Origin of the sequence: Streptomyces sp. NBC_01017 (assembly GCF_045162795.1) — a bacterium.
Lineage (GTDB): Bacteria > Actinomycetota > Actinomycetes > Streptomycetales > Streptomycetaceae > Streptomyces > Streptomyces machairae.
Map to the genome: position 1 here is coordinate 2,516,991 of NZ_CP108683.1, position 19,465 is coordinate 2,536,455.

Below are 19,465 nucleotides of genomic sequence, written 5' to 3' on the forward strand. Positions count from 1 at the left end.
CGAACCCGGCGTCGGACGCGACGCCCTCTCCTCACGGGCCGAGCTGATACTCCGGGAAGTTCCCGGGCAACCGCTCCCCCGCCGGCCCCTGTGTCACCGCGCGCACCAGCAGCTCGCCGCCGACGAACGCCCCGCGCCAGGACGCGCCGAAGCCACCGAACAGCTCGTCACGGTCGCCGCGGGAACGCGGCTTGCCGTGGCCGACCTTGAACGCGCGGATCTGCGGGGCCAGGCGGTCGTACGTCGCGCGGTCGTCCGTGGACAGCGTGGCGACCAGTGCGCCGTTGGACGCGTTCATCGCCGCCAGCAGCTCCGCCTCGGTGTCGACCAGGACGATGGTGTCGACCGGGCCGAAGGGCTCCGCGTGGTGGAGCGGGGAGGACGGGGGCGGATTGAGCAGCGTGACCGGCTGGACGTATGCCGAGGTGTCCTGGCCGGGCAGGAAGCGGGCGTCCGCCGGCCTGCCCCGGTGCAGCGGGACGGCGCCGCGGTCGATCGCCTCGGCCACCTGGTCCTGGAGCTCCTTGGCCTTGGCCGCGTTGATGACCGGCCCGAAGTCCAGCTGCGGGAAGGGGTCGTGGTCCCGTTTCTCCACCGCCAGCGGGTGGCCGACCGTGAGCGTGCGCACCGCCGGGAGGTACGCCGCGAGGAACTCGTCGAACAGCTCGCGCTGGACGACGAAGCGCGGGTACGCCGTGCAGCGCTGTTTGCCGTAGTCGAAGAGCTTGGGCACGACCGCCGTGAGCGCGTCCCAGTCCGTGTAGTTCCAGATGCCCCAGGTGTTGAGTCCTTCCTGTTCGAGTACGTGTCGTTTGCCGAGGTCGGCGACGGCCGTGGCCACCGCGGCTCCGGTGTCGCGGCCGCCGACGAAGGAGACGCAGCCGATCTCGGGCGCCCGCACCAGCGCCTCCGACAGCTCGCTCCCGCTGCCGCTGACGAGGGTGACGGGGATTCCCTCGCGGGCGGCCAACGCGCAGGCCAGGGTGAGACAGGCGACACCGCCGTCGGTCGGGGTCTTGGCGATGACCGCGTTGCCTGCCAATGCCTGTACCAACACTGCGTGAACGAGCACGCTCATCGGGTAGTTCCAGCTCGCGATGTTGGATACCGGACCGTCCAGCGGTGCCCGGCCGGCGACCATCGGCTCGATGCCGTCGACGTACCAGCGCACGCCGTCGATGGCCCGGTCGACGTCGGCGCGGGCCAGCCGCCAGGGCTTGCCGATCTCCCAGACGAGCAGCAGGGCGAGCAGGTCCCGGTGTTGGGTCAGGGCGTCGAGCGTGGCCGCGACGCGGGCTCGGCGCTCTTCCAGCGGGATGTGCCGCCAGGCGCGGTGCTGGTCCAGCGACGCGCGCACGGCCTGGTGGGCGGTGGCCCGGTCCAGGCGCGGCGGGCCGGCGATCGGACTGCCGTCGACGGGACTGGTGGCGGGCAGGGCCCGGCCGTCCGCCTGCCAGGTGGAGTTCCAGAGGTTGAGGACACGGTCGTCCCGGAACGCCTCGGGGGCGACCGCGAGGCAGCGTTGCCAGGCGTCGGCCCAGGAGGTGCCGGATTTGAGGGTGAGGGTGGTTGCCATGGGGGCTCCGCTCTCGGTGCACAGTCGGGGGCGGTCGTTGATGGCTATGGCGGAAGTTAGCGGCGTGCGGCAACTCCTGAAAGTGACCTCGCGCCGACTATGAGTGACGTCACGCCTCGACGCCCAGGCGGTCCAGCACCAGGCGCGCGGTCTCGGTGGGTGTGTTGCCGACTCCAACGCCGACCGCTTCCAGCGCTTCCTGCTTCGCCGCCGCCGTGCCGGACGAGCCGGACACGATCGCGCCGGCGTGCCCCATCGTCTTGCCCTCGGGGGCGGTGAATCCGGCGATGTAGCCGACGACCGGCTTGGTGACGTGGTCGCGGATGTAGGCGGCCGCGCGCTCCTCCGCGTCGCCGCCGATCTCCCCGATGAGGACGATGAGTTCGGTGTCGGGGTCGTCCTGGAAGGCTGCCAGGCAGTCGATGTGGGTGGTGCCGACGACCGGGTCGCCGCCGATGCCGACGCACGTCGAGAAGCCGATGTCCCGCAGCTCGTACATCAGTTGGTAGGTGAGCGTGCCGGATTTGGAGACCAGGCCGATGCGGCCGGGCTTGGTGATGTCGGCCGGGATGATCCCCGCGTTGGACTGGCCGGGGGTGATCAGGCCGGGGCAGTTGGGGCCGATGATGCGGGTGCCTTTGGTCTTCGCGTACGAGGTGAAGACGACGGAGTCGTGGACCGGGATGCCCTCCGTGATCACGACGGCGAGTCCGATCCCGGCGTCGGCGGCCTCGACGACGGCCGCCTTGGTGAAGGCGGGCGGCACGAAGACGACGGTCACGTCGGCGCCGGTCTCGCGCATTCCGTCGGCGACCGACCCGAACACGGGGACGGCGCGGTCGTCGAAGTCGACGCTGCGGCCGGCCTTGCGCGGGTTGACGCCGCCGACGACGTTCGTGCCGGCGGCGAGCATGCGCCGGGTGTGCTTCATGCCTTCGCCGCCGGTCATGCCCTGGACGAGGACCTTGCTCTCCTTGGTGAGGTAGATGGCCATGTCGTCACGTCTCCTCAGGCTGTGGTGGCGAGTTGCGCGGCCCGCAGCGCGGCGCCGTCCATGGTGGTGGCCTGCTGGACCAGGGGGTGGGCGCGGTCGTCGAGGATGGCCCGCCCGCGGGCGGCGTTGTTCCCGTCGAGGCGGACGACGAGCGGCTTGGTCAGCTGGACGGTGTCCAGGGCCTGCACGATGCCGTCGGCGACGGCGTCGCACGCGGTGATCCCGCCGAAGACGTTGACGAAGACCGACTTCACGGCCGGGTCCGACAGGATGACCGACAGTCCGTCGGCCATGATCTGTGCCGATGCGCCGCCGCCGATGTCGAGGAAGTTGGCTGGGCGGGCGCCGCAGCCGGCGACGACGTCGAGGGTCGACATGACGAGGCCGGCGCCGTTGCCGATGATGCCGACCTCGCCGTCGAGCTTGACGTAGTTGAGGCCCTTGGCGGCCGCCGTGGCCTCCAGCGCGTCGTCGTGCTCCACGTCGTCGGCACCCCAACGTGCCTGCCGGAAGCGGGCGTTGTCGTCGAGGGTGACCTTGCCGTCGAGGGCGAGGATCTGGCCCTGCCCGGTACGGACCAGCGGGTTCACCTCGACCAGGACGGCGTCCTCGCGGACCAGTACCTCCCAGAGTCGGATGAGGACGTCGACGGTCTGCGGTGGCAGTCCGGCTGCTTCCGTGATGTCGGCGGCCTTCGCGGAGGTGACGCCCTCGGCGGGGTCGACGGGGATGCGGGCCACGGCTTCCGGACGACTGGCGGCCACCTCCTCGATGTCCATGCCGCCTTCGGCCGAGGCGATCGCGAGGAAGCGGCCGGCCGCCCGGTCGAGGACGTAGGACACGTAGAACTCGGCCTCGATGTCCACGGGTTGGGCGAGCATCACCTTGCCGACCGTGTGGCCCTTGATGTCCATGCCGAGGATCTGGCGTGTCGTGAGCTCGGCAGCGGCGGGATCCGCGGCGAGCTTCACACCGCCCGCCTTGCCCCGGCCACCGGTCTTCACCTGCGCCTTGACCACGACTCGGCCACCGAGCCGACGTGCGATCTCGCGGGCTTCCTTGGGTGAGTCGGTCACCTCTGCCCGCGGCACCAAGATGCCGTGTTCCTCGAAGAGTTCCCTTGCCTGGTGTTCGTACAGGTCCATTCCGGCTCCTGACTCAAAAGTGCCGCACGCCCCCTGGACACCACCCACTGGATGCGGGATAACAAGGTTCATACAGTATTCGTCGACTGTATGCAATGTACCGCGAGAGCCGTTCCACCCCCTACGAAGGGACAGGACTTCGCCATGCCCGACGACACCCAGGACGTCATTTCCGGTGGTCATCTCGTTGCCAAGGCTCTGAAGGCCGAGGGGGTCGACCGCATCTACACCTTGTGCGGCGGCCACATCATCGACATCTACGACGGCTGCGTCGACGAGGGCATCGAGGTCGTCGACGTCCGTCACGAGCAGGTCGCCGCCCATGCCGCCGACGGCTACGCCCGCATCACCGGCAAGCCCGGCTGCGCGGTCGTCACCGCGGGTCCCGGCACCACCGACGCCGTCACCGGCGTCGCCAACGCCTTCCGCGCCGAGTCCCCGATGCTGCTCATCGGCGGCCAGGGCGCCCTCACCCAGCACAAGATGGGGTCCCTCCAGGACCTGCCGCACGTCGACATGATGACGCCGATCACCAAGTTCGCGGCGGCCGTGCCCGACACCGCGCGCGCGGCGGACATGGTGTCGATGGCGTTCCGCGAGTGCTACCACGGTGCGCCCGGGCCCTCCTTCCTGGAGATCCCCCGTGACGTCCTCGACGCCAAGGTGCCGGTGAGCAAGGCGCGCGTGCCCAAGGAGGGCGCCTACCGTGCCTCCACCCGCTCGGCCGGCGACCCCGAGGCCATCGAGAAGCTCGCCGACCTGCTGGTCCACGCCGAGAAGCCGGCCATCCTGCTGGGCAGCCAGGTGTGGACGACCCGCGGCACCGAGGCGGCCATCGAGCTCGTCCGCACCCTCAACATCCCGGCGTACATGAACGGCGCCGGCCGCGGCACCCTCCCGCCCGGCGATCCGCACCACTTCCAGCTGTCGCGGCGGTACGCCTTCTCAGGCGCCGATGTCATCGTCATCGTCGGCACGCCCTTCGACTTCCGCATGGGCTACGGCAAGCGGCTGTCGCCGGACGCGACCGTCGTGCAGATCGACCTCGACTACCGCACCGTCGGCAAGAACCGCGACATCGACCTCGGGATCGTGGGCGACGCCGGGCTGGTGCTGAAGTCGGTCACCGAGGCCGCGTCCGGACGCGTCAACGGGGGCGCGTCGAAGCGCAAGGAGTGGCTCGACGAGCTGCGCGCGGCCGAGCAGACCGCCCTGGAGAAGCGGCTGCCGAGCCTGAAGTCGGACGCCTCACCGATCCACCCGTACCGGCTGGTCAGCGAGATCAACGACTTCCTCACCGAGGACTCGATCTACATCGGCGACGGCGGCGACATCGTCACCTTCTCCGGGCAGGTCGTGCAGCCCAAGTCACCCGGTCACTGGATGGACCCGGGACCGCTGGGCACGCTCGGCGTCGGGGTGCCGTTCGTACTCGCGGCCAAGCAGGCCCGGCCCGACAAGGAGGTCGTCGCGCTCTTCGGCGACGGCGCGTTCTCCCTCACCGGCTGGGACTTCGAGACTCTCGTGCGCTACAACCTCCCCTTCGTCGGCATCGTCGGCAACAACTCCTCCATGAACCAGATCCGCTACGGCCAGGCCCAGAAGTACGGCCTGGAGCGCGAGCGGGTCGGCAACACACTCGGCGACGTCCGCTACGACAAGTTCGCGCAGATGCTGGGCGGTTACGGCGAGGAGGTCCGCGACCCCGCCGACATCGGCCCCGCGCTGCAGCGCGCCCGCGAGTCCGGGAAGCCCTCGCTGATCAACGTCTGGGTCGACCCCGACGCGTACGCCCCCGGAACCATGAACCAGACCATGTACAAGTGAGGTGGCCTCCATGACTGGAACGCCGACCAAGGCTCTCGAAGGCATCCGCGTCCTGGACATGACCCACGTCCAGTCCGGGCCCTCCGCTACCCAGCTGCTCGCCTGGCTCGGCGCGGACGTCGTCAAGCTGGAGGCGCCGACCGGTGACATCACCCGCAAACAACTGCGCGATCTCCCGGACGTCGACTCCCTCTACTTCACGATGCTCAACTGCAACAAGCGGAGCATCACCCTCAACACCAAGACCGAGCGCGGCAAGGAGATACTCACCGAGCTGATCCGGCGCTCCGACGTCATGGTCGAGAACTTCGGACCGGGCGCGGTCGACCGCATGGGCTTCACCTGGGACCGCATCCAGGAGATCAATCCGCGTATCGTCTATGCCTCCATCAAGGGGTTCGGCGACGGCCCGTACACCAACTTCAAGGCGTACGAGGTCGTTGCGCAGGCCATGGGCGGGTCGATGTCGACCACCGGTTTCGAGGACGGGCCGCCGCTGGCGACCGGAGCCCAGATCGGGGACTCGGGGACGGGTGTGCACGCCGTCGCGGGGATTCTCGCGGCACTGTTCCAGCGCGAGAACACCGGGCGTGGACAGCGGGTCAACGTGGCCATGCAGCACGCTGTACTCAACCTGTGCCGGGTGAAGCTGAGGGACCAGCAGCGCCTGACACATGGGCCGCTTGCTGAATATCCGAACGAGGACTTCGGCCGGGAAGTTCCCCGCTCGGGAAACGCGTCCGGCGGCGGTCAGCCCGGCTGGGCGGTCAAGTGCGCACCCGGCGGCCCGAACGACTACGTGTACGTCATCGTGCAGCCGGTCGGCTGGCGGCCGCTCAGCGAGCTCATCGGCCGGCCCGAACTCGCCGACGACCCCGAGTGGGGGACGCCGGAGGCACGGCTGCCCAAGCTCAGCAAGATGTTCCAGCTGATCGAGGAGTGGTCCTCGACCCTGCCCAAGTGGGAGGTGCTGGAGCGGCTCAACGCGCACAACATCCCGTGCGGGCCGATCCTTTCCACCAAGGAGATCATCGAGGACTCCTCGCTGGTCGCCAACGAGATGGTCGTCACCGTGCCGCACCCCGAGCGGGGCGACTTCGTGACAGTCGGCAGCCCTCTGAAGCTCTCCGACTCACCTGTCGAGGTGAGCAGTTCGCCCCTGCTCGGCCAGCACAACGAAGAGGTCTACATCGGCGAGCTCGGCCTCGGCGACGAGGAGCTGCGCCTGCTCAAGTCGAACGGAGTGATCTGACGTGATGGCCGAAGACCGCGTCCTGAGGGTGCGGACGCTCCTCGACTCCGTACGGGGCGAGGGACGTACCGCACTGACCGCACCCGAGGGCAAGGTGATCGCCGACGCGTACGGGATCGCCGTACCGGGCGAGGAACTCGCGACGGACGTCGACGAGGCGGTGGCGTACGCGGCGCGCTTCGGCGGGCCGGTGGTGATGAAGATCGTCTCGCCGGACATCCTGCACAAGACCGACGCCGGCGGCGTGATCGTCGGGGTCGAGGGTGCGACGGACGTACGGGCCGCCTTCCACAAGATCATCGACAACGCCCGCGCGTACGACGCGGATGCCCGCATCGAGGGCGTGCAGGTCCAGGAACTGCTGCCGCAGGGGCAGGAGGTCATCGTGGGCGCGGTCACCGACCCGACGTTCGGGAAGGTCGTCGCCTTCGGGCTCGGCGGAGTGCTGGTGGAGGTCCTCAAGGACGTGACCTTCCGCCTCGCGCCCGTGGACGCCGACGAGGCGCTGTCCATGCTGGACTCGATCCGGGCGGCGGAGATCCTGCGCGGGGTGCGCGGCCAGGCGGCCGTGGACCGGTGGGCGGTCGCCGAGCAGATCCGCCGTGTCTCGCAGCTCGTGGCGGACTTCCCGGAGATCGCCGAGGTGGACCTCAACCCGGTGATCGCGACCGCGGAGGGGGCGGTCGCGGCCGACATCCGCGTGATCCTCTCCGAAGCTCCCGCGAAACCGCGTCGCCGCTACTCGCGCGAGGAGATCCTCACCTCGATGCGCCGGCTGATGCAGCCGTCGTCGGTCGCCGTCATCGGCGCCTCCAACGAACAGGGCAAGATCGGCAATTCGGTCATGCGCAACCTCATCGACGGTGGTTTCGCCGGGGACATCCATCCGGTGAACCCCAAGGCCGATGACATTCTGGGCCGCAAGGCGTACAAGAGTGTGACGGACGTTCCCGGTGAGGTGGATGTGGCGGTCTTCGCTATCCCCGCCAAGTTCGTGGCCTCGGCCCTGGAGGAGGTGGGACGCAAGGGGATCCCGAACGCCGTGCTGATTCCCTCCGGGTTCGCGGAGACCGGTGAGCACGAACTCCAGGAGGAGATCGTGGCCATCGCCGAGCGGCACGGCGTCCGGTTGCTCGGGCCGAACATCTATGGCTACTACTCGACGTGGCAGGACCTGTGCGCCACGTTCTGCACGCCGTACGACGTCAAGGGCGGGGTGGCGCTGACCTCGCAGTCCGGCGGCATCGGCATGGCCATCCTGGGCTTCGCGCGGACCACGAAGACGGGCGTGTCGGCGATCGTCGGCCTCGGCAACAAGTCGGACCTGGACGAGGACGACCTGCTGACCTGGTTCGGCGAGGACCCGCACACCGAGTGCATCGCGATGCACCTGGAGGACCTCAAGGACGGGCGCGCGTTCGTCGAGGCCGCGCGGGCGACCGTACCGAAGAAGCCGGTCGTCGTCCTCAAGGCCGGTCGTACGGCGGCGGGCGCGAAGGCCGCGGGCTCGCACACCGGAGCCCTCGCCGGCGACGACGCCGTGTACGAGGACATCCTCAAGCAGGCCGGTGTCATCCGGGCGCCCGGGCTCAACGACATGCTGGAGTACGCGCGCGGGTTGCCGGTCCTGCCCGCCCCCAAGGGCGACAACATCGTGATCATCACAGGGGCCGGCGGCAGCGGCGTACTGCTGTCGGACGCGGTGACCGACAACGGGCTGTCCCTGATGGAGATCCCGCCGGACCTGGACGAGGCCTTCCGGAAGTTCATCCCGCCCTTCGGGGCGGCGGGCAACCCGGTGGACATCACCGGGGGCGAGCCGCCGTCGACGTACGAGGCGACGATCCGGCTCGGTCTGGAGGATCCGCGCATCCACGCGCTCGTACTCGGCTACTGGCACACCATCGTCACTCCCCCGATGGTCTTCGCGGAGCTCACCGCGCGCGTGGTGGCCGAATTCCGGGAGCGCGGCATAGAGAAGCCTGTCGTCGCCTCCCTCGCGGGTGACGTGGAGGTCGAGGAGGCCTGCCAGTACCTGTACGAGCGCGGGGTCGTGGCGTACCCGTACACGACCGAGAAGCCGGTGGCGGTGCTCGGCGCCAAGTACCGGTGGGCGCGGGCGGCCGGACTGTTGGGGGGCGGTTCATGAGGTGAGGCAGCGGGGGGCCGGCCGACGGTGCGCGTCGGCCGGCCCCGGGACCCGCGCGCGCACGAAAGGCATTGGACAGGGGGCGCTGGCCAGAACTTTCGACGCAAGGGGTGCAACTAACGTGACAACCACCGACGTTCCAAGGGTCGCCGCCTATCGGGAGGTGACCGACAAGAACGGACGCGTCTACCGCTTGGGCGAGTCCGACATCGACATCATGGGTCGCAAGCGCAAGTGGATGGTGATCCTTCCCTGGATCGGCATGATGGGCATCTCCTCCGCCGAGTACGCGTTCGCATCGGCCGAGGACACCCTGCACACCGCGCACAGCTGGAACAGCATGCACATCTTCTGGATGATGACCGTCTGGGTCTTCTTCCAGGCCGCGGTGGCCTTTCCCGCGGGCAAGCTGCGTGAGAGCGGAAAACTACCGGCCCGCTGGGCGATGATGTGCGGCGCGACAGGCACGTTGCTGGGCTACCTGTCGTTGGCATTCGCACCGCATGTCGTCTTCGCCTATATCGGCTTCAGCATGTTCAGCGGCATGGGCGCAGGCATGGTGTACGCCACCTGCGTCAACATGGTGGGCAAGTGGTATCCGGAGCGCAAGGGCGGCAAGACCGGGTTCGTCAACGGCGGTTTCGCCTACGGCTCGGTGCCCTTCGTCTTCATCTTCAACGGTTATATGGACCTCACCAACTTCCGCTGGGTACTGGTCTCGGTGGGTGTGTTCCTGGCCGGAATCGTCGCGTTCTCCGGCTACTTCTTCAGGGACCCGCCGAAGAACTGGTGGCCCGCCGACATCGACCCGCTCAACCCGCCGAAGGACCCGCGCGCGGCGCGCTCGCTGCGGATGAACCCGCCGGCGGTCCACCAGTACTCCCCCAAGGAGGCGTGGAAGACCGGCCGGGTGGGCCTGATGTGGTTCTGTCTGGCGTGCACGTCCGGCGTGAACATCTTCGGTATCGCGTTCCAGGTGGACATCGGCGAGGAAGCCGGATTCGCGGGCGGGATCGTGGCCACAGCCATGTCCCTCAAGGCGATCGTCAACGGTACCGGCCGTGGCGTGATCGGCTGGCTCTCGGACCTCTACGGCCGCAAGCGGTGCCTGCTCGCCGTGTGCGTCATCCTGGGCCTCGCCCAGTTCGGCATCCTCTGGTCGGCGGACAGCAAGAACCTGACCCTGTTCCTGGTCTTCTCCGCGATCTCCGGCTTCGGCGGCGGCGCCATCTTCCCGATGTTCGCGGCGCTCACCGCCGACTACTTCGGCGAGAACAACAACGCGTCCAACTACGGCATGGTCTACAGCGCCAAGCTCGTCTCAGGCCTGGGCGCGGGCATGGGTGCCGTGGTCGTCAGCGCCTGGGGGCACTCCGGTGCCTTCATCCTGGCCGGCTCCATCTCCCTCTTCGCCGGCTGTGTGGCCTTGTTCCTCAGCCCACCGGGACGCGACAAGGACGAGACCCGCATCGTTGCCAACCCACGACCGCTCGGCGAGGACATGGCCTGACATGACGGCAGATCCGTACGCAGGAAGCAGTTCATCAGCACACTCCGACGCCGCACACCGTCCCTACCGCGAGGTGACCGACGCGCGAGGCCGCGTCTACCGCATCGGCGAGACCGACCGCGACATCCTCGGTCACTCCCGCAAGTTCATGGTGTATCTCCCGTGGATCGCCATGATGGCCATCAGCGTCTTCGAATACGCGTACGGCTCCGCGGAGGACACCCTGTCCCACGCGCACGGCTGGACGCAGAGCAACACCTTCTGGATCCTCAGCGTCTGGGTGTTCTTCCAGGCCGGCATCGCCTTCCCGGCGGGCTGGCTGCGGGAGAAGGGCATCCTGACGGCCCGCACCGCCATGTACATCGGCTCCGGCATGTGCCTGCTGGGGTTCCTCGCCCTGTCGCACCTGGGAAATGTCTGGCTCGCGATCCTCGGATTCGGCGTCATCGGCGGCATCGGCGCCGGCCTGATCTACGCGACCTGCATCAACATGGTCGGCAAGTGGTTCCCCGAGCGGCGCGGCGCCCGGACCGGGTTCGTCAATGGCGGGTTCGCGTACGGATCTCTGCCGTTCATCTTCATCTTCAACTACGGGTTCGACACCGCGAATTATCACCGCGTCCTGGACCTGATCGGCTGCTACATCATGATCGTCGTTCTCGGATCCGCGTTCTTCTTCAAGGACCCCCCGAAGAACTGGTGGCCCGCCGACATCGATCCACTGAGGCAGACGGGCGACCGGAAGAACGCGGTGAGCCTGGCCAAGAACCCTCCGGCGGTGAAGCAGTACACGCCCCGGGAGGCCATCAGGACAGGCATGCTCCCACTGATGTGGCTGTCCATCGTCCTGACTGCCGGCGTTTCGATCTTCGGCATCTCCTTCCAGGTCGACTACGCCAAGGAGGTGGGCTTCGGCCCACTCGTCGCGGCCTCGTCGATGGGCGTGATGGCCGTCATCAACGGCATCGGCCGCGGTGTCGTGGGCTGGCTGTCCGACCGCTGGGGACGCAAATCGACCCTGGTGTTCGTGATCGTCGTCCTGGGCCTCGCCCAGTTCGGCGTGATCTGGGCGGGCGACGTTCGAAGCGAGTGGCTGTTCCTGTTCTTCGCCTTCCTCTCCGGGTTCGGCGGCGGCGCGTTCTACCCGCTCTTCGCGGCGCTCACCCCGGACTACTTCGGAGAGAACTACAACGCAACCAACTACGGCCTCGTCTACAGCGGCAAGCTCATCAGCGGCCTGTTCGGCGGCGGTCTCGGCTCCATGGTGGTCGCGGCGTGGGGCTACGACGGCGCGTACGCCCTCGCCGGCGGCGTGTCGATGGTGGCGGCGGGGATCGCGTTGCTGTTGCGGCAGCCGGGCCGCAACCCGGCGCCGGGCCGCACCGCGATGCCGCAGCCTGCACGCTGACAGACCGCGAACGACAGGCGGCCCTCCCCGTCCCGGGGAGGGCCTCTTCATGTCGTCATGACGGTCAGCACTTCTCCCGCAGCGAATGGAGATGCTTGCTCGAACGGCGTGCGAACGTGAGGGACTCGCTCGGGTTGTCGTGTTCCGCCTGCCAGTGATGGGCGAATCGCTGACCGCGCAGCTTCGTCACGGCGGAGATGAACCGCTGGTAGTCGATGTCGCCGTCGCCGACGTCGACCATGTCGTAGCCGTACTGGTTGGACGGGTCGCTCACGCCGTCCTTGACGTGGAAGAGCGGGTAGCGGTGCGGCTGCTTCAGCACGTAGTCGAGCGGCTCGAAGGGCGCGGCCGAACCGTCGGGCCGCTTCGAGAAGCGGAACTGGCCCGAGTACGCCCAGAAGATGTCCATCTCCAGGAACACGAGGTCGGGGTCGGTCTCGGCGAGCAGCACGTCGTAGAGACGGACCTTGGGGTTGTCGGTGGCGAAGGAGAACTCCTCGGAGTGGTTGTGCTGGTAGAACTTCATACCGCGCGCCCTCGCCGCCGCACCGTAGGTGTTGAACTCCTCGGCGGCACGCTTCCAGGCGTCGACGGTGGAGCCGTAGCGGAACGGCCCGGAGGCGGTACCTATGTGCTTCAGGCCGAGGGCCTGGGCGTCGTCGAGGACCTTGGTGAGGTTCTGGGCGAAGGTGTAGGCGCCCGGGTCGTCGGAGTAGTAGCCGACGTGGCTGCCGATCGGATTCAGGCCGTGGTTCCGCGCCAGCCGCTTGAGCTGCGCGAGGGTGATCGGGCCGGCCGAGCCCTGGGTGTAGCCGGCGAACTCGACCTCGTCGTAGCCGTACTTCTCCAGTTCCGCGAAGACGGGGGCGAAGCCGAGCGTGGAGACCTTGTCGCGCAGGCTGTAGAGCTGGATGCCGAGGCGGCCGGGCGGGAGAACGGGACGGCCGCGGCCATGCCCATGCCCATGGTCGCGGCCTGCGGAAGCCGTTGCGGCTTCGGATGCGGTGTCCGGTGCGGCGGTCGCGGGCGCTGCGGCGGCGCCCAGCAGCGCGGCGGCCGTGGTGCCCGCCGCGACGCCGAGCATGCCTCGTCTGGTGAGGCGGTGGGTGAGTTCGGGGTCCGTCTGGGAAAAGCGGCTCATGCCTGGAACTCCCTGTGATCGAAGGCCGTTGTCAGTGGTGAGTGCTTCACTCGTGACCAGTCGGAAGAGACGGGCCGATGGGACCGGCGAGTTGGTGTGTGCCGACCCTTGTCCGTCAGCCGAGACCGGCGAGTTGGAGCAGGAGTGACTTCACATCGGTGGCCGCGATGCGGTCGCCGACAGCGCGGGGGGTGGAGCAGATGAGGAGCGGACCGTCGTCGTCGCTCGCAGGAAGGCGGCCGTGGCTGCCGCGAATAGGTGACGGATCCAGAGGCACGACCGCCATGCGGTAACGCATGCCGAGCTTCTTACGGGCCAGCGCGGTCGCCGCCTTGACCTTGACGTAGGGGTCGAGAGGATCCATGAAGAGTTCGACCGGGTCGTAGCCGGGTTTGCGGTGGATCTCGACGAGTCGCGCGAAGTCGGGCGCGCGGGCGTCGTCCAGCCAGTAGTAGTACGTGAACCAGGCGTCCGGCTCCGCGACGGCGACGAGCTCGCCGGAGCGCGGATGGTCGAGATGGTGGGCCTTCTTGCCCTCGTCGTCGAGGAGTTGCTCGATGCCGGGCAGTCCGTCCAGTGCCGCTCGGGTCTCGTCGAGGTCTTCCGGCCGGCGTACGTAGACGTGCGCGATCTGGTGGTCGGCGACGGCGAAGGCACGTGACGCCATCGGGTCGAGGTACTCCATGCCGTCCTGGGTGTGCACCTCCAGCAGGCCTGCCCGCCGCAGGGCCCGGTTGATGTCCACGGGTCGGTCCGCGCGGGTGATGCCGTATTCGGAGAGCGCGACCACGGTACGGCCCTCCGCTCGGGCCTCGTCCAGGAGCGGGGCCATGGCCGTGTCCAGGTCGGCGGCCGCCTTCAGCGAGCGCGGGTCGTCGGGGCCGAAGCGCTGCAGGTCGTAGTCGAGGTGAGGGAGGTAGCAGAGGGCCAGGTCGGGGTGCCGGGTGCGGAGGATGTGACGGGTCGCGTCGATGATCCAGCGGCTGGAGACGAGGTCGGCGCCGGGGCCCCAGAAGTGGAAGAGCGGGAAGGTACCCAGCTTGTCGGTGAGTTCGTCGTGCAGGGCGGGCGGCCTGGTGTAGCAGTCGGGTTCCTTGCGGCCGTCGGAGTAATAGATCGGACGGGGGGTGACGGTGATTTCGGTGTCGGCGCCCATCGCGTACCACCAGCAGATGTTGGCGACGGTGTAGCCGGGGTGGGCGCGGCGGGCTGCGTCCCAGAGTTTGTCACCGGCGACCAGTCCGTTGTGCTGGCGCCACAGAAGTACGTCGCCGAGGTCGCGGAAGTACCAGCCGTTGCCGACGATGCCGTGCTCCGACGGGTGGGTGCCGGTCAGGAACGTGGACTGGGCGGCGCAGGTGACAGCGGGCAGGACGGTGCCCAGCGGCGCGTGGGAGCCGGACTGGGCGAGGGTCTTGAGGTGGGGCATTTGGTCGAGGAGGCGGGGGGTGAGGCCGACGACGTCGAGGACGAGGAGAGGGGTGGGCTGGTGCGCGACGATGACGTCCTGCGGCAGGGGTGCTTGACCGGTGGTCGGGACTGCCGGGTCCGGTCGCTCGGACCTTGCGGCTTCCGGTCGCTCGGTCCGCGCAGCCTCCGGTTGCTCGGTCATGGCAGCTCCTTCAGGCCGAGGTCCGTCAACAGGTCGCGGGCCAGGGTGAGTTCGGCGGCGATGCCGTCGGCGAGCTGACTGCGGGCGCGGGGTCGCAGCTCGGCCGGTAGTGCCTGCCAGGTGTAGGTCTCGACCTCGAGATGGCGGGTGAGCGGGTGCGGTCCGCCGACCAGGCGGGTCAGCGCGGCCTTGAGTACGGGGAGTGTGGAGGTGAGGGGCGCGGCGGGGGCTGCGTGGAGCGGGACATGGAAGTGGGCGCGCCACGGTGAGGCGTCGGGCAGGGCGTCACTCTTGAGCGCCTCGCCCAGGTCGTCGGTGCCGCGCAGGCCGGCGGCGGTGGCGGTACGGGTCTGGTGCAGGAAGCGGGGCTCGTCGAAGGCGGCGAGTGCCTCGCGGACCTCGGGGAGATGGGGGTGTTCGGCGTGCAGGGCGGCCGAGAGCTGGGACTTGACGACGGGGACGCCGGCTTCGGCGAGCGTGTCCAGCGCGGTGTGCGGGTCTTCGAAGGAGGTGGCGAGGTGACAGGTGTCGACGCAGATGCCGATGCGGTCGTGGCCGATCGCGGTGAGTGGGGCGATGGCATCGCCGGTGGTCTCGACGGTGCAGCCGGGCTCGGGTTCGAGGCCGACGCGGATGTCACGGCCGGTCAACTCCCGCAAGACGTCAAGACGTTGAGCGAGCGTGAGCAGGGCGGTGCGGGCGGCCTCGGCACCGCGCCCGTCATAGGCGGTGCGCCAGGCGAGGGGCAGTGTGGAGATGCTGCCTTCAGTGACGTCGTCGGGGAGCAGACCGGCGAGGACCCGGGCCAGGGCCGTGGTGTGGTCGAGGCGCTCGGGGTCGGTCCAGTCCGGCTTGTAGACGCGGTACTTGACCTCTTCGGCACCGAAGCCTTCATACGGGAAGCCGTTGAGGGTGACGACCTCGAGACCGCGCCTGTCGAGTTCCGTCCGCAGACCGCGCAGGGCGGACGGGTCGGTGACGAGGGCGTGTGCGGCGTCCTTGGCGAGCCACAGGCCGATGCCGAGGCGGTCGCGGCCGAGCCGTCGGCGGACGGGTTCGCAGTGGTCGCGGAGTTGTGCGAGGACGCCGTCGAGGGTCTCGGCCGGGTGGACGTTGGTGCAGTAGGCGAGGTGGACGGTGGAGCCGTCGGGGTGGCGGAAGCGCATGCGTCACGCCCCCGGGGTCGGGGCAGCGGCCGATTCCTGGGAGTCCTTCGGGGCGCCGCGGAGGATGGAGTTGCCCTCGTGGGTCGCCTCCGGGGTCGCGACGTCCAGGGTGAGACGGCCGCTGAGCCCGTAGAAGGCAACGGGGTTGCGCCACAGCACCAGGTCGACGTCATCCTCGCCGAAGCCTTCGGCGAGCATCAGATCGGCGACCTTGCGGGTCTTCAGGGGGTCGCTTCTGCCCCAGTCGGCGGCGGAGTTCACCAGCACCTGCTCGGGTCCGTACTCGCGGAGGATCGCGACCATCCGCTCCTCGTCCATCTTGGTGTCGGGATAGACGGAGAAGCCGAGCCAGCAGCCGCTGTCCTTGGCCTCCTTGACCGTGGTCTCGTTGAGGTGGTCGACCAGGACGCGGTCCGGGGGCAGTGCGGACTCCCGGACCACGTCGAGGGTGCGACGCAGGCCCGCCAGCTTGTCGCGGTGCGGGGTGTGGACGAGTGCGGGCAGTTCGTGCGCGGCGGCGAGCTGGAGCTGGGCGGCGAGGGCGGTGTCCTCGGCAGGGGTCATCGAGTCGTAGCCGATCTCCCCGACGGCGACGACCTGGTCCTTGACGAGATAGCGGGGCAGTTCGTCGAGGACGGGGACACAGCGCGGGTCGTTCGCCTCCTTGGGGTTGAGGGCGAGCGTGCAGTGGTGGGCGATGCCGTACTGGGCGGCGCGGAAGGGCTCCCAGCCGAGGAGGGAGTCGAAGTAGTCGAGGAAGGAGGCCGGAGAGGTGCGGGGTTGGCCGAGCCAGAAGGAGGGCTCGACGACGGCGCGGACGCCGGCGGCGTGCATGGCCTCGTAGTCGTCGGTGGTGCGCGACGTCATGTGGATGTGGGGGTCGAAGAGGCGCATCAGGACTCCTTGCCGTCGGTGCCGTCGGTGCCGCGGGGGCCGTGGGGGGCCGGCGTTGTGGCCGTGGGGTCGGTCAGGGTCAGGACGCGGTCCAGGTCCCCGGGGACCGGACGGCCTGCGGCGGTGCGTTCGGCCGCGTAGTCGCCGAGCATGCGGGCGAGTTCCGCGTCGTCGCGGGCACGGCGGTCCAGCTCGGCGACCGTGTCGACCGGCACACCGGTGAACAGGCACTTCAGGACGGCGTGGCGCCACTGGTGAGCGTCGAGGTGCCGGGCGGCGTAGGGGCCGACGGCGGCGGCGAGGAGGCTCGTGTCGTTGGTGCGCAGGGCGTCCTCGACGAGTGGGAGGGCCTCGGGGCCGGGCACGAGGTGGGGCAGCGCGTGCAGGACGGCGCGGCGTTCGGCGGCGGTGCCCTGGAAGTAGACCCGCGTGAGGGCGTCGGCGTCGGCGCCGGCCGCGTGCAGGATGAGGACGCGGGCGGCATCGGCGTACTCGGAACCGCAGCGGCGGCCGGCCTCGGCGATGCGCAACTCCCAGGCGGAGATGGGCCCGTGGGTGCCCGGGTGGGCAGCGGCCTCGTCGAGAGCGCGGTGCAGCCAGCCACGGCCGGTGGCGTCGAGGTGGTCGGTGACCTGGCCGCGCAACTCGGCGGGTGGGGTCAGGGCGAGGGCCGTGGTCACGGGACGGGACGGCCGCACGGTGTCCCGCCGGGGTTCCGAGTCGGCCCCTGCGTTCGTGGGCGGGTGGCTCTCCGTGTCCGCGCCCGGGGTGGCCGGGCTGATGCGGGGCTGGGTCATGAGGTGCTCCCTTCAGGGGTGGCGGAGGGATCGCCGTGCGAGGGGACAGGGAGGGGAGATCTGAGTGCCGTGGTCTCGGCGCCGCGGAGGAACGGGAGGGAGAGTTCGGCGAAGTGGGGGCCCGCGTGGGAGTGGCGGGGCAGTTCGACGACGGTCAGGCCTTGGTATCCGGTGGCGGCGAGGGCCGCGAGGACGGGTGGGAAGTCGATCTCGCCGTCGCCGAAGGGGAGGTGTTCATGGATGCCACGGCGCATGTCCTCGATCTGGACGTGCCGGAGCCAGGGGCCGACGGCGCGTATGCAGTCGGCGGGAGAGAGGGGTTCGAGGCACTGGCAGTGGCCGATGTCGAGAGTGAGGCCGAGGTGGTCCGGGTCGCCGAGAGTGCGGCGGAGTCGGTGGAAGTCGGCGAGGGTGGCGAGGAGGTGGCCGGGTTCGGGTTCGACGGCGAGGGGGACGCCGGCCGTGGTGGCGGCGTCCAGGACCGGGGTGAGTGCCTCGGCGAGACGGTCCCAGGCCGTGTCGGGATCGGTGCCCGCGGGTGTGATGCCGCTGAAGCAGTGGACGGCGTGGGCACCGAGGTCGGCGGCGACCCGGACGGCGCGGATCAGGAGGTCGACGCGGCGGGCGCGGTCGTCCGGGTCGGGGTCCAGCAGGGAGGGTCCGTGCTTGCGGCGCGGGTCGAGTACATAGCGGGCGCCGGTCTCCACGGTGACGTCCAGACCGAGCGCGTCCAGGCGTTGTGCAAGGCGGCGGGTGCGGGCGGCGAGGTCCGGGGCGAGGGGGTCGAGGTGCATGTGGTCGAGCGTCAGGCCGACGCCGTCATAGCCGAGGTCGGCGAGGAGGGCGAGAGCGTCGTCGAGACGGAGGTCGGCGAGGCCGTTGGTGCCGTAGCCGAAGCGGAGGGGGACGCGGGGGGAGGGCGGTTCGCCGTTGTCCCGCCACGGGTGCGGCCGAGGGCTCATGTGACGCTCACCTTCTTCGCGTACTTCCGTCCGAGCGGAGCGAGCGCGGCGATGGCCACGGCGGTGAGCGCGGATCCGGCGCGGGCCGCGAGCGCCGCCTGGAGCGGGATGGTGGCGCGGACACCGCCGCCGACTGCTCGCTGGGTCAGGGGCGGTGAGGGGTTGAGCACGGCGTGGGTGTAGCGGCGGCCGGCGGCGGCGTAGGCGATGGCCAGGGCTGTGCGCAGGGCCATGTCGAGCGTGAGGCCGGGCCTGCCGGGCGCGAGCGTCCGACGTCCGGCGGCGATTGCCGTGCCGGCACGGATGGCGGTGCCCATGCCGGTGCCAGTGGCGGTGCCCATGCCGGTACCAGTCCTTTTGCCGGCGCCCGTCGACCCGGCTCGCTTCGTTCCGCGCGCGCCGCGTGCCACGAGCCCGGCGAGGGTGGCCGTCGCGGCAAGGGCGGCCAGAGGTGGCAGGGACGTGCCGCCCTGGGTCTCCCGGCGGGAGACGGTCGTCACGGCGAGGGTGTGGGTGCCGAGGAGGGCGGCGGAGGGCAGTGCCTCCTGGGGTCGGCCGGTGGTGGCGGCGCCGAGGAGATGGTCGAGGCCGCGAGCGGCGGCCATGGCCACGGGGCCCGCAGGCGTGTGCTTCAGGGCGAGGTCGTAGGCCCAGACGGTGGCGGCCAGGGGGGCGGCAACCGCCAGGGCGGGGCGACCGGCCCTGGCGGCCAGGCCGAGCCCGGCGGCGGTCAGGACGCAGGCCGCGGTGAAGGCGGAGGACGGTCGGATGCGGCCGGAGGGCAGGGGGCGGTGAGGGCGTTCGACGGCGTCCTCCGCGCGGTCCGCCCAATCGTTGAGGGCCATGCCGGCCTCGTAAAGGCAGAGGGAGGATCCGATGGCGAGCAGGGTGCGGGGGTTGGGCCGACCCCCGGCGGCGACGGCGCCGCTGAGCGCGTCGCCGGGGACGGTGAACAGGGCGGGGAGCCGCAGCAGTTCGGCCCAGGCGCGTCTACCGCTCACGGCCGCTCCCCGGAGCGGGCTCGCGCGCGTC

The 19,465-nt window shown here is 69.9% G+C and carries 15 protein-coding genes; 5 read left to right on the forward strand and 10 right to left on the reverse strand.

Annotation, left to right across the window (positions count from 1 at the left end; translation table 11 throughout):
• Positions 1–31 precede the first annotated feature (31 nt).
• The 3 genes from OG331_RS11675 to sucC form a co-directional block, all read right to left on the reverse strand.
• Positions 32–1,576: an aldehyde dehydrogenase family protein gene (locus tag OG331_RS11675; RefSeq protein WP_406194783.1), complete on the reverse strand. Its 1,545-nt coding sequence runs from the start codon at positions 1,574–1,576 to the stop codon at positions 32–34.
• A 109-nt stretch (positions 1,577–1,685) separates the two neighbouring features.
• Positions 1,686–2,570 carry a succinate--CoA ligase subunit alpha gene (gene sucD, locus OG331_RS11680; protein ID WP_406194785.1) on the reverse strand — a complete coding sequence of 295 codons (885 nt, stop codon included), beginning with the start codon at positions 2,568–2,570 and terminating at the stop codon, positions 1,686–1,688.
• Positions 2,571–2,584: 14 nt separating this feature from the next.
• A complete protein-coding gene (sucC, locus tag OG331_RS11685) occupies positions 2,585–3,715 on the reverse strand; it encodes an ADP-forming succinate--CoA ligase subunit beta (RefSeq protein WP_406194787.1) in 1,131 nt (376 codons plus the stop codon).
• 144 nt (positions 3,716–3,859) lie between these two features.
• Here sucC and OG331_RS11690 point away from each other — a divergent pair, with 144 nt between their 5' ends.
• The 5 genes from OG331_RS11690 (at position 3,860) to OG331_RS11710 (ending at position 11,861) form a co-directional block, all read left to right on the forward strand.
• The gene (locus OG331_RS11690) at positions 3,860–5,542 is read left to right on the forward strand and encodes a thiamine pyrophosphate-binding protein (RefSeq protein ID WP_406194790.1); all 1,683 of its coding nucleotides are present in this window, start codon (positions 3,860–3,862) and stop codon (positions 5,540–5,542) included.
• 10 nt (positions 5,543–5,552) lie between these two features.
• Positions 5,553–6,794, forward strand: a complete 1,242-nt coding sequence (gene frc / locus OG331_RS11695) for a formyl-CoA transferase (RefSeq protein ID WP_406194793.1) — start codon at positions 5,553–5,555, stop codon at positions 6,792–6,794.
• A gap of 4 nt (positions 6,795–6,798) precedes the next feature.
• On the forward strand, positions 6,799–8,943 hold the full coding sequence (locus tag OG331_RS11700) for an acetate--CoA ligase family protein (RefSeq protein WP_406194796.1): 2,145 nt from the start codon (positions 6,799–6,801) through the stop codon (positions 8,941–8,943).
• Positions 8,944–9,064: 121 nt separating this feature from the next.
• On the forward strand, positions 9,065–10,453 hold the full coding sequence (locus tag OG331_RS11705; RefSeq protein ID WP_406194799.1) for an OFA family MFS transporter: 1,389 nt from the start codon (positions 9,065–9,067) through the stop codon (positions 10,451–10,453).
• Between the two features lies 1 nt (position 10,454).
• Complete coding sequence (locus tag OG331_RS11710) at positions 10,455–11,861, forward strand: OFA family MFS transporter (protein WP_406194802.1); 1,407 nt, start codon at positions 10,455–10,457, stop codon at positions 11,859–11,861.
• Between the two features lie 64 nt (positions 11,862–11,925).
• On the opposite strand, the gene OG331_RS11715 is transcribed toward OG331_RS11710, so the two are convergent.
• From OG331_RS11715 to OG331_RS11745, 7 genes are all read right to left on the reverse strand, one after another.
• Positions 11,926–13,002 carry a sugar phosphate isomerase/epimerase family protein gene (locus tag OG331_RS11715; protein ID WP_406194804.1) on the reverse strand — a complete coding sequence of 359 codons (1,077 nt, stop codon included), beginning with the start codon at positions 13,000–13,002 and terminating at the stop codon, positions 11,926–11,928.
• Positions 13,003–13,117: 115 nt separating this feature from the next.
• Complete coding sequence (locus tag OG331_RS11720; protein ID WP_406194807.1) at positions 13,118–14,614, reverse strand: nucleotide pyrophosphatase/phosphodiesterase family protein; 1,497 nt, start codon at positions 14,612–14,614, stop codon at positions 13,118–13,120.
• The gene (eboE, locus tag OG331_RS11725) at positions 14,611–15,780 is read right to left on the reverse strand and encodes a metabolite traffic protein EboE (RefSeq protein ID WP_406194809.1); all 1,170 of its coding nucleotides are present in this window, start codon (positions 15,778–15,780) and stop codon (positions 14,611–14,613) included. The genes OG331_RS11720 and eboE overlap by 4 nt, the downstream gene beginning before the upstream one ends.
• Positions 15,781–15,783: 3 nt before the next feature.
• Positions 15,784–16,674: a TatD family hydrolase gene (locus OG331_RS11730; protein WP_406194811.1), complete on the reverse strand. Its 891-nt coding sequence runs from the start codon at positions 16,672–16,674 to the stop codon at positions 15,784–15,786.
• Complete coding sequence (locus tag OG331_RS11735; RefSeq protein WP_406194813.1) at positions 16,674–17,471, reverse strand: EboA domain-containing protein; 798 nt, start codon at positions 17,469–17,471, stop codon at positions 16,674–16,676. Before OG331_RS11735 ends, OG331_RS11730 begins: the two co-directional genes overlap by 1 nt.
• Complete coding sequence (locus tag OG331_RS11740; protein ID WP_406194815.1) at positions 17,468–18,433, reverse strand: sugar phosphate isomerase/epimerase family protein; 966 nt, start codon at positions 18,431–18,433, stop codon at positions 17,468–17,470. The genes OG331_RS11735 and OG331_RS11740 overlap by 4 nt, the downstream gene beginning before the upstream one ends.
• Positions 18,430–19,434, reverse strand: coding sequence for an SCO3242 family prenyltransferase (locus tag OG331_RS11745; RefSeq protein ID WP_406194818.1), 1,005 nt, complete (start codon positions 19,432–19,434; stop codon positions 18,430–18,432). Before OG331_RS11745 ends, OG331_RS11740 begins: the two co-directional genes overlap by 4 nt.
• Positions 19,435–19,465: the final 31 nt, after the last annotated feature.

What these genes read in the sequence shown, in the direction of transcription:
- OG331_RS11675 (WP_406194783.1), bottom strand. Translation starts at nt 1,576, where the DNA reads ATGGCAACCACCCTCACCCTCAAATCCGGCACCTCCTGGGCCGACGCC.
- OG331_RS11740 (WP_406194815.1), bottom strand. Translation starts at nt 18,433, where the DNA reads ATGAGCCCTCGGCCGCACCCGTGGCGGGACAACGGCGAACCGCCCTCC.
- OG331_RS11700 (WP_406194796.1), top strand. Translation starts at nt 6,799, where the DNA reads ATGGCCGAAGACCGCGTCCTGAGGGTGCGGACGCTCCTCGACTCCGTA.
- OG331_RS11710 (WP_406194802.1), top strand. Translation starts at nt 10,455, where the DNA reads ATGACGGCAGATCCGTACGCAGGAAGCAGTTCATCAGCACACTCCGAC.
- eboE (WP_406194809.1), bottom strand. Translation starts at nt 15,780, where the DNA reads ATGCGCTTCCGCCACCCCGACGGCTCCACCGTCCACCTCGCCTACTGC.
- OG331_RS11730 (WP_406194811.1), bottom strand. Translation starts at nt 16,674, where the DNA reads ATGCGCCTCTTCGACCCCCACATCCACATGACGTCGCGCACCACCGAC.
- OG331_RS11690 (WP_406194790.1), top strand. Translation starts at nt 3,860, where the DNA reads ATGCCCGACGACACCCAGGACGTCATTTCCGGTGGTCATCTCGTTGCC.
- frc (WP_406194793.1), top strand. Translation starts at nt 5,553, where the DNA reads ATGACTGGAACGCCGACCAAGGCTCTCGAAGGCATCCGCGTCCTGGAC.
- sucD (WP_406194785.1), bottom strand. Translation starts at nt 2,570, where the DNA reads ATGGCCATCTACCTCACCAAGGAGAGCAAGGTCCTCGTCCAGGGCATG.
- sucC (WP_406194787.1), bottom strand. Translation starts at nt 3,715, where the DNA reads ATGGACCTGTACGAACACCAGGCAAGGGAACTCTTCGAGGAACACGGC.
- OG331_RS11735 (WP_406194813.1), bottom strand. Translation starts at nt 17,471, where the DNA reads ATGACCCAGCCCCGCATCAGCCCGGCCACCCCGGGCGCGGACACGGAG.
- OG331_RS11720 (WP_406194807.1), bottom strand. Translation starts at nt 14,614, where the DNA reads ATGACCGAGCAACCGGAGGCTGCGCGGACCGAGCGACCGGAAGCCGCA.
- OG331_RS11715 (WP_406194804.1), bottom strand. Translation starts at nt 13,002, where the DNA reads ATGAGCCGCTTTTCCCAGACGGACCCCGAACTCACCCACCGCCTCACC.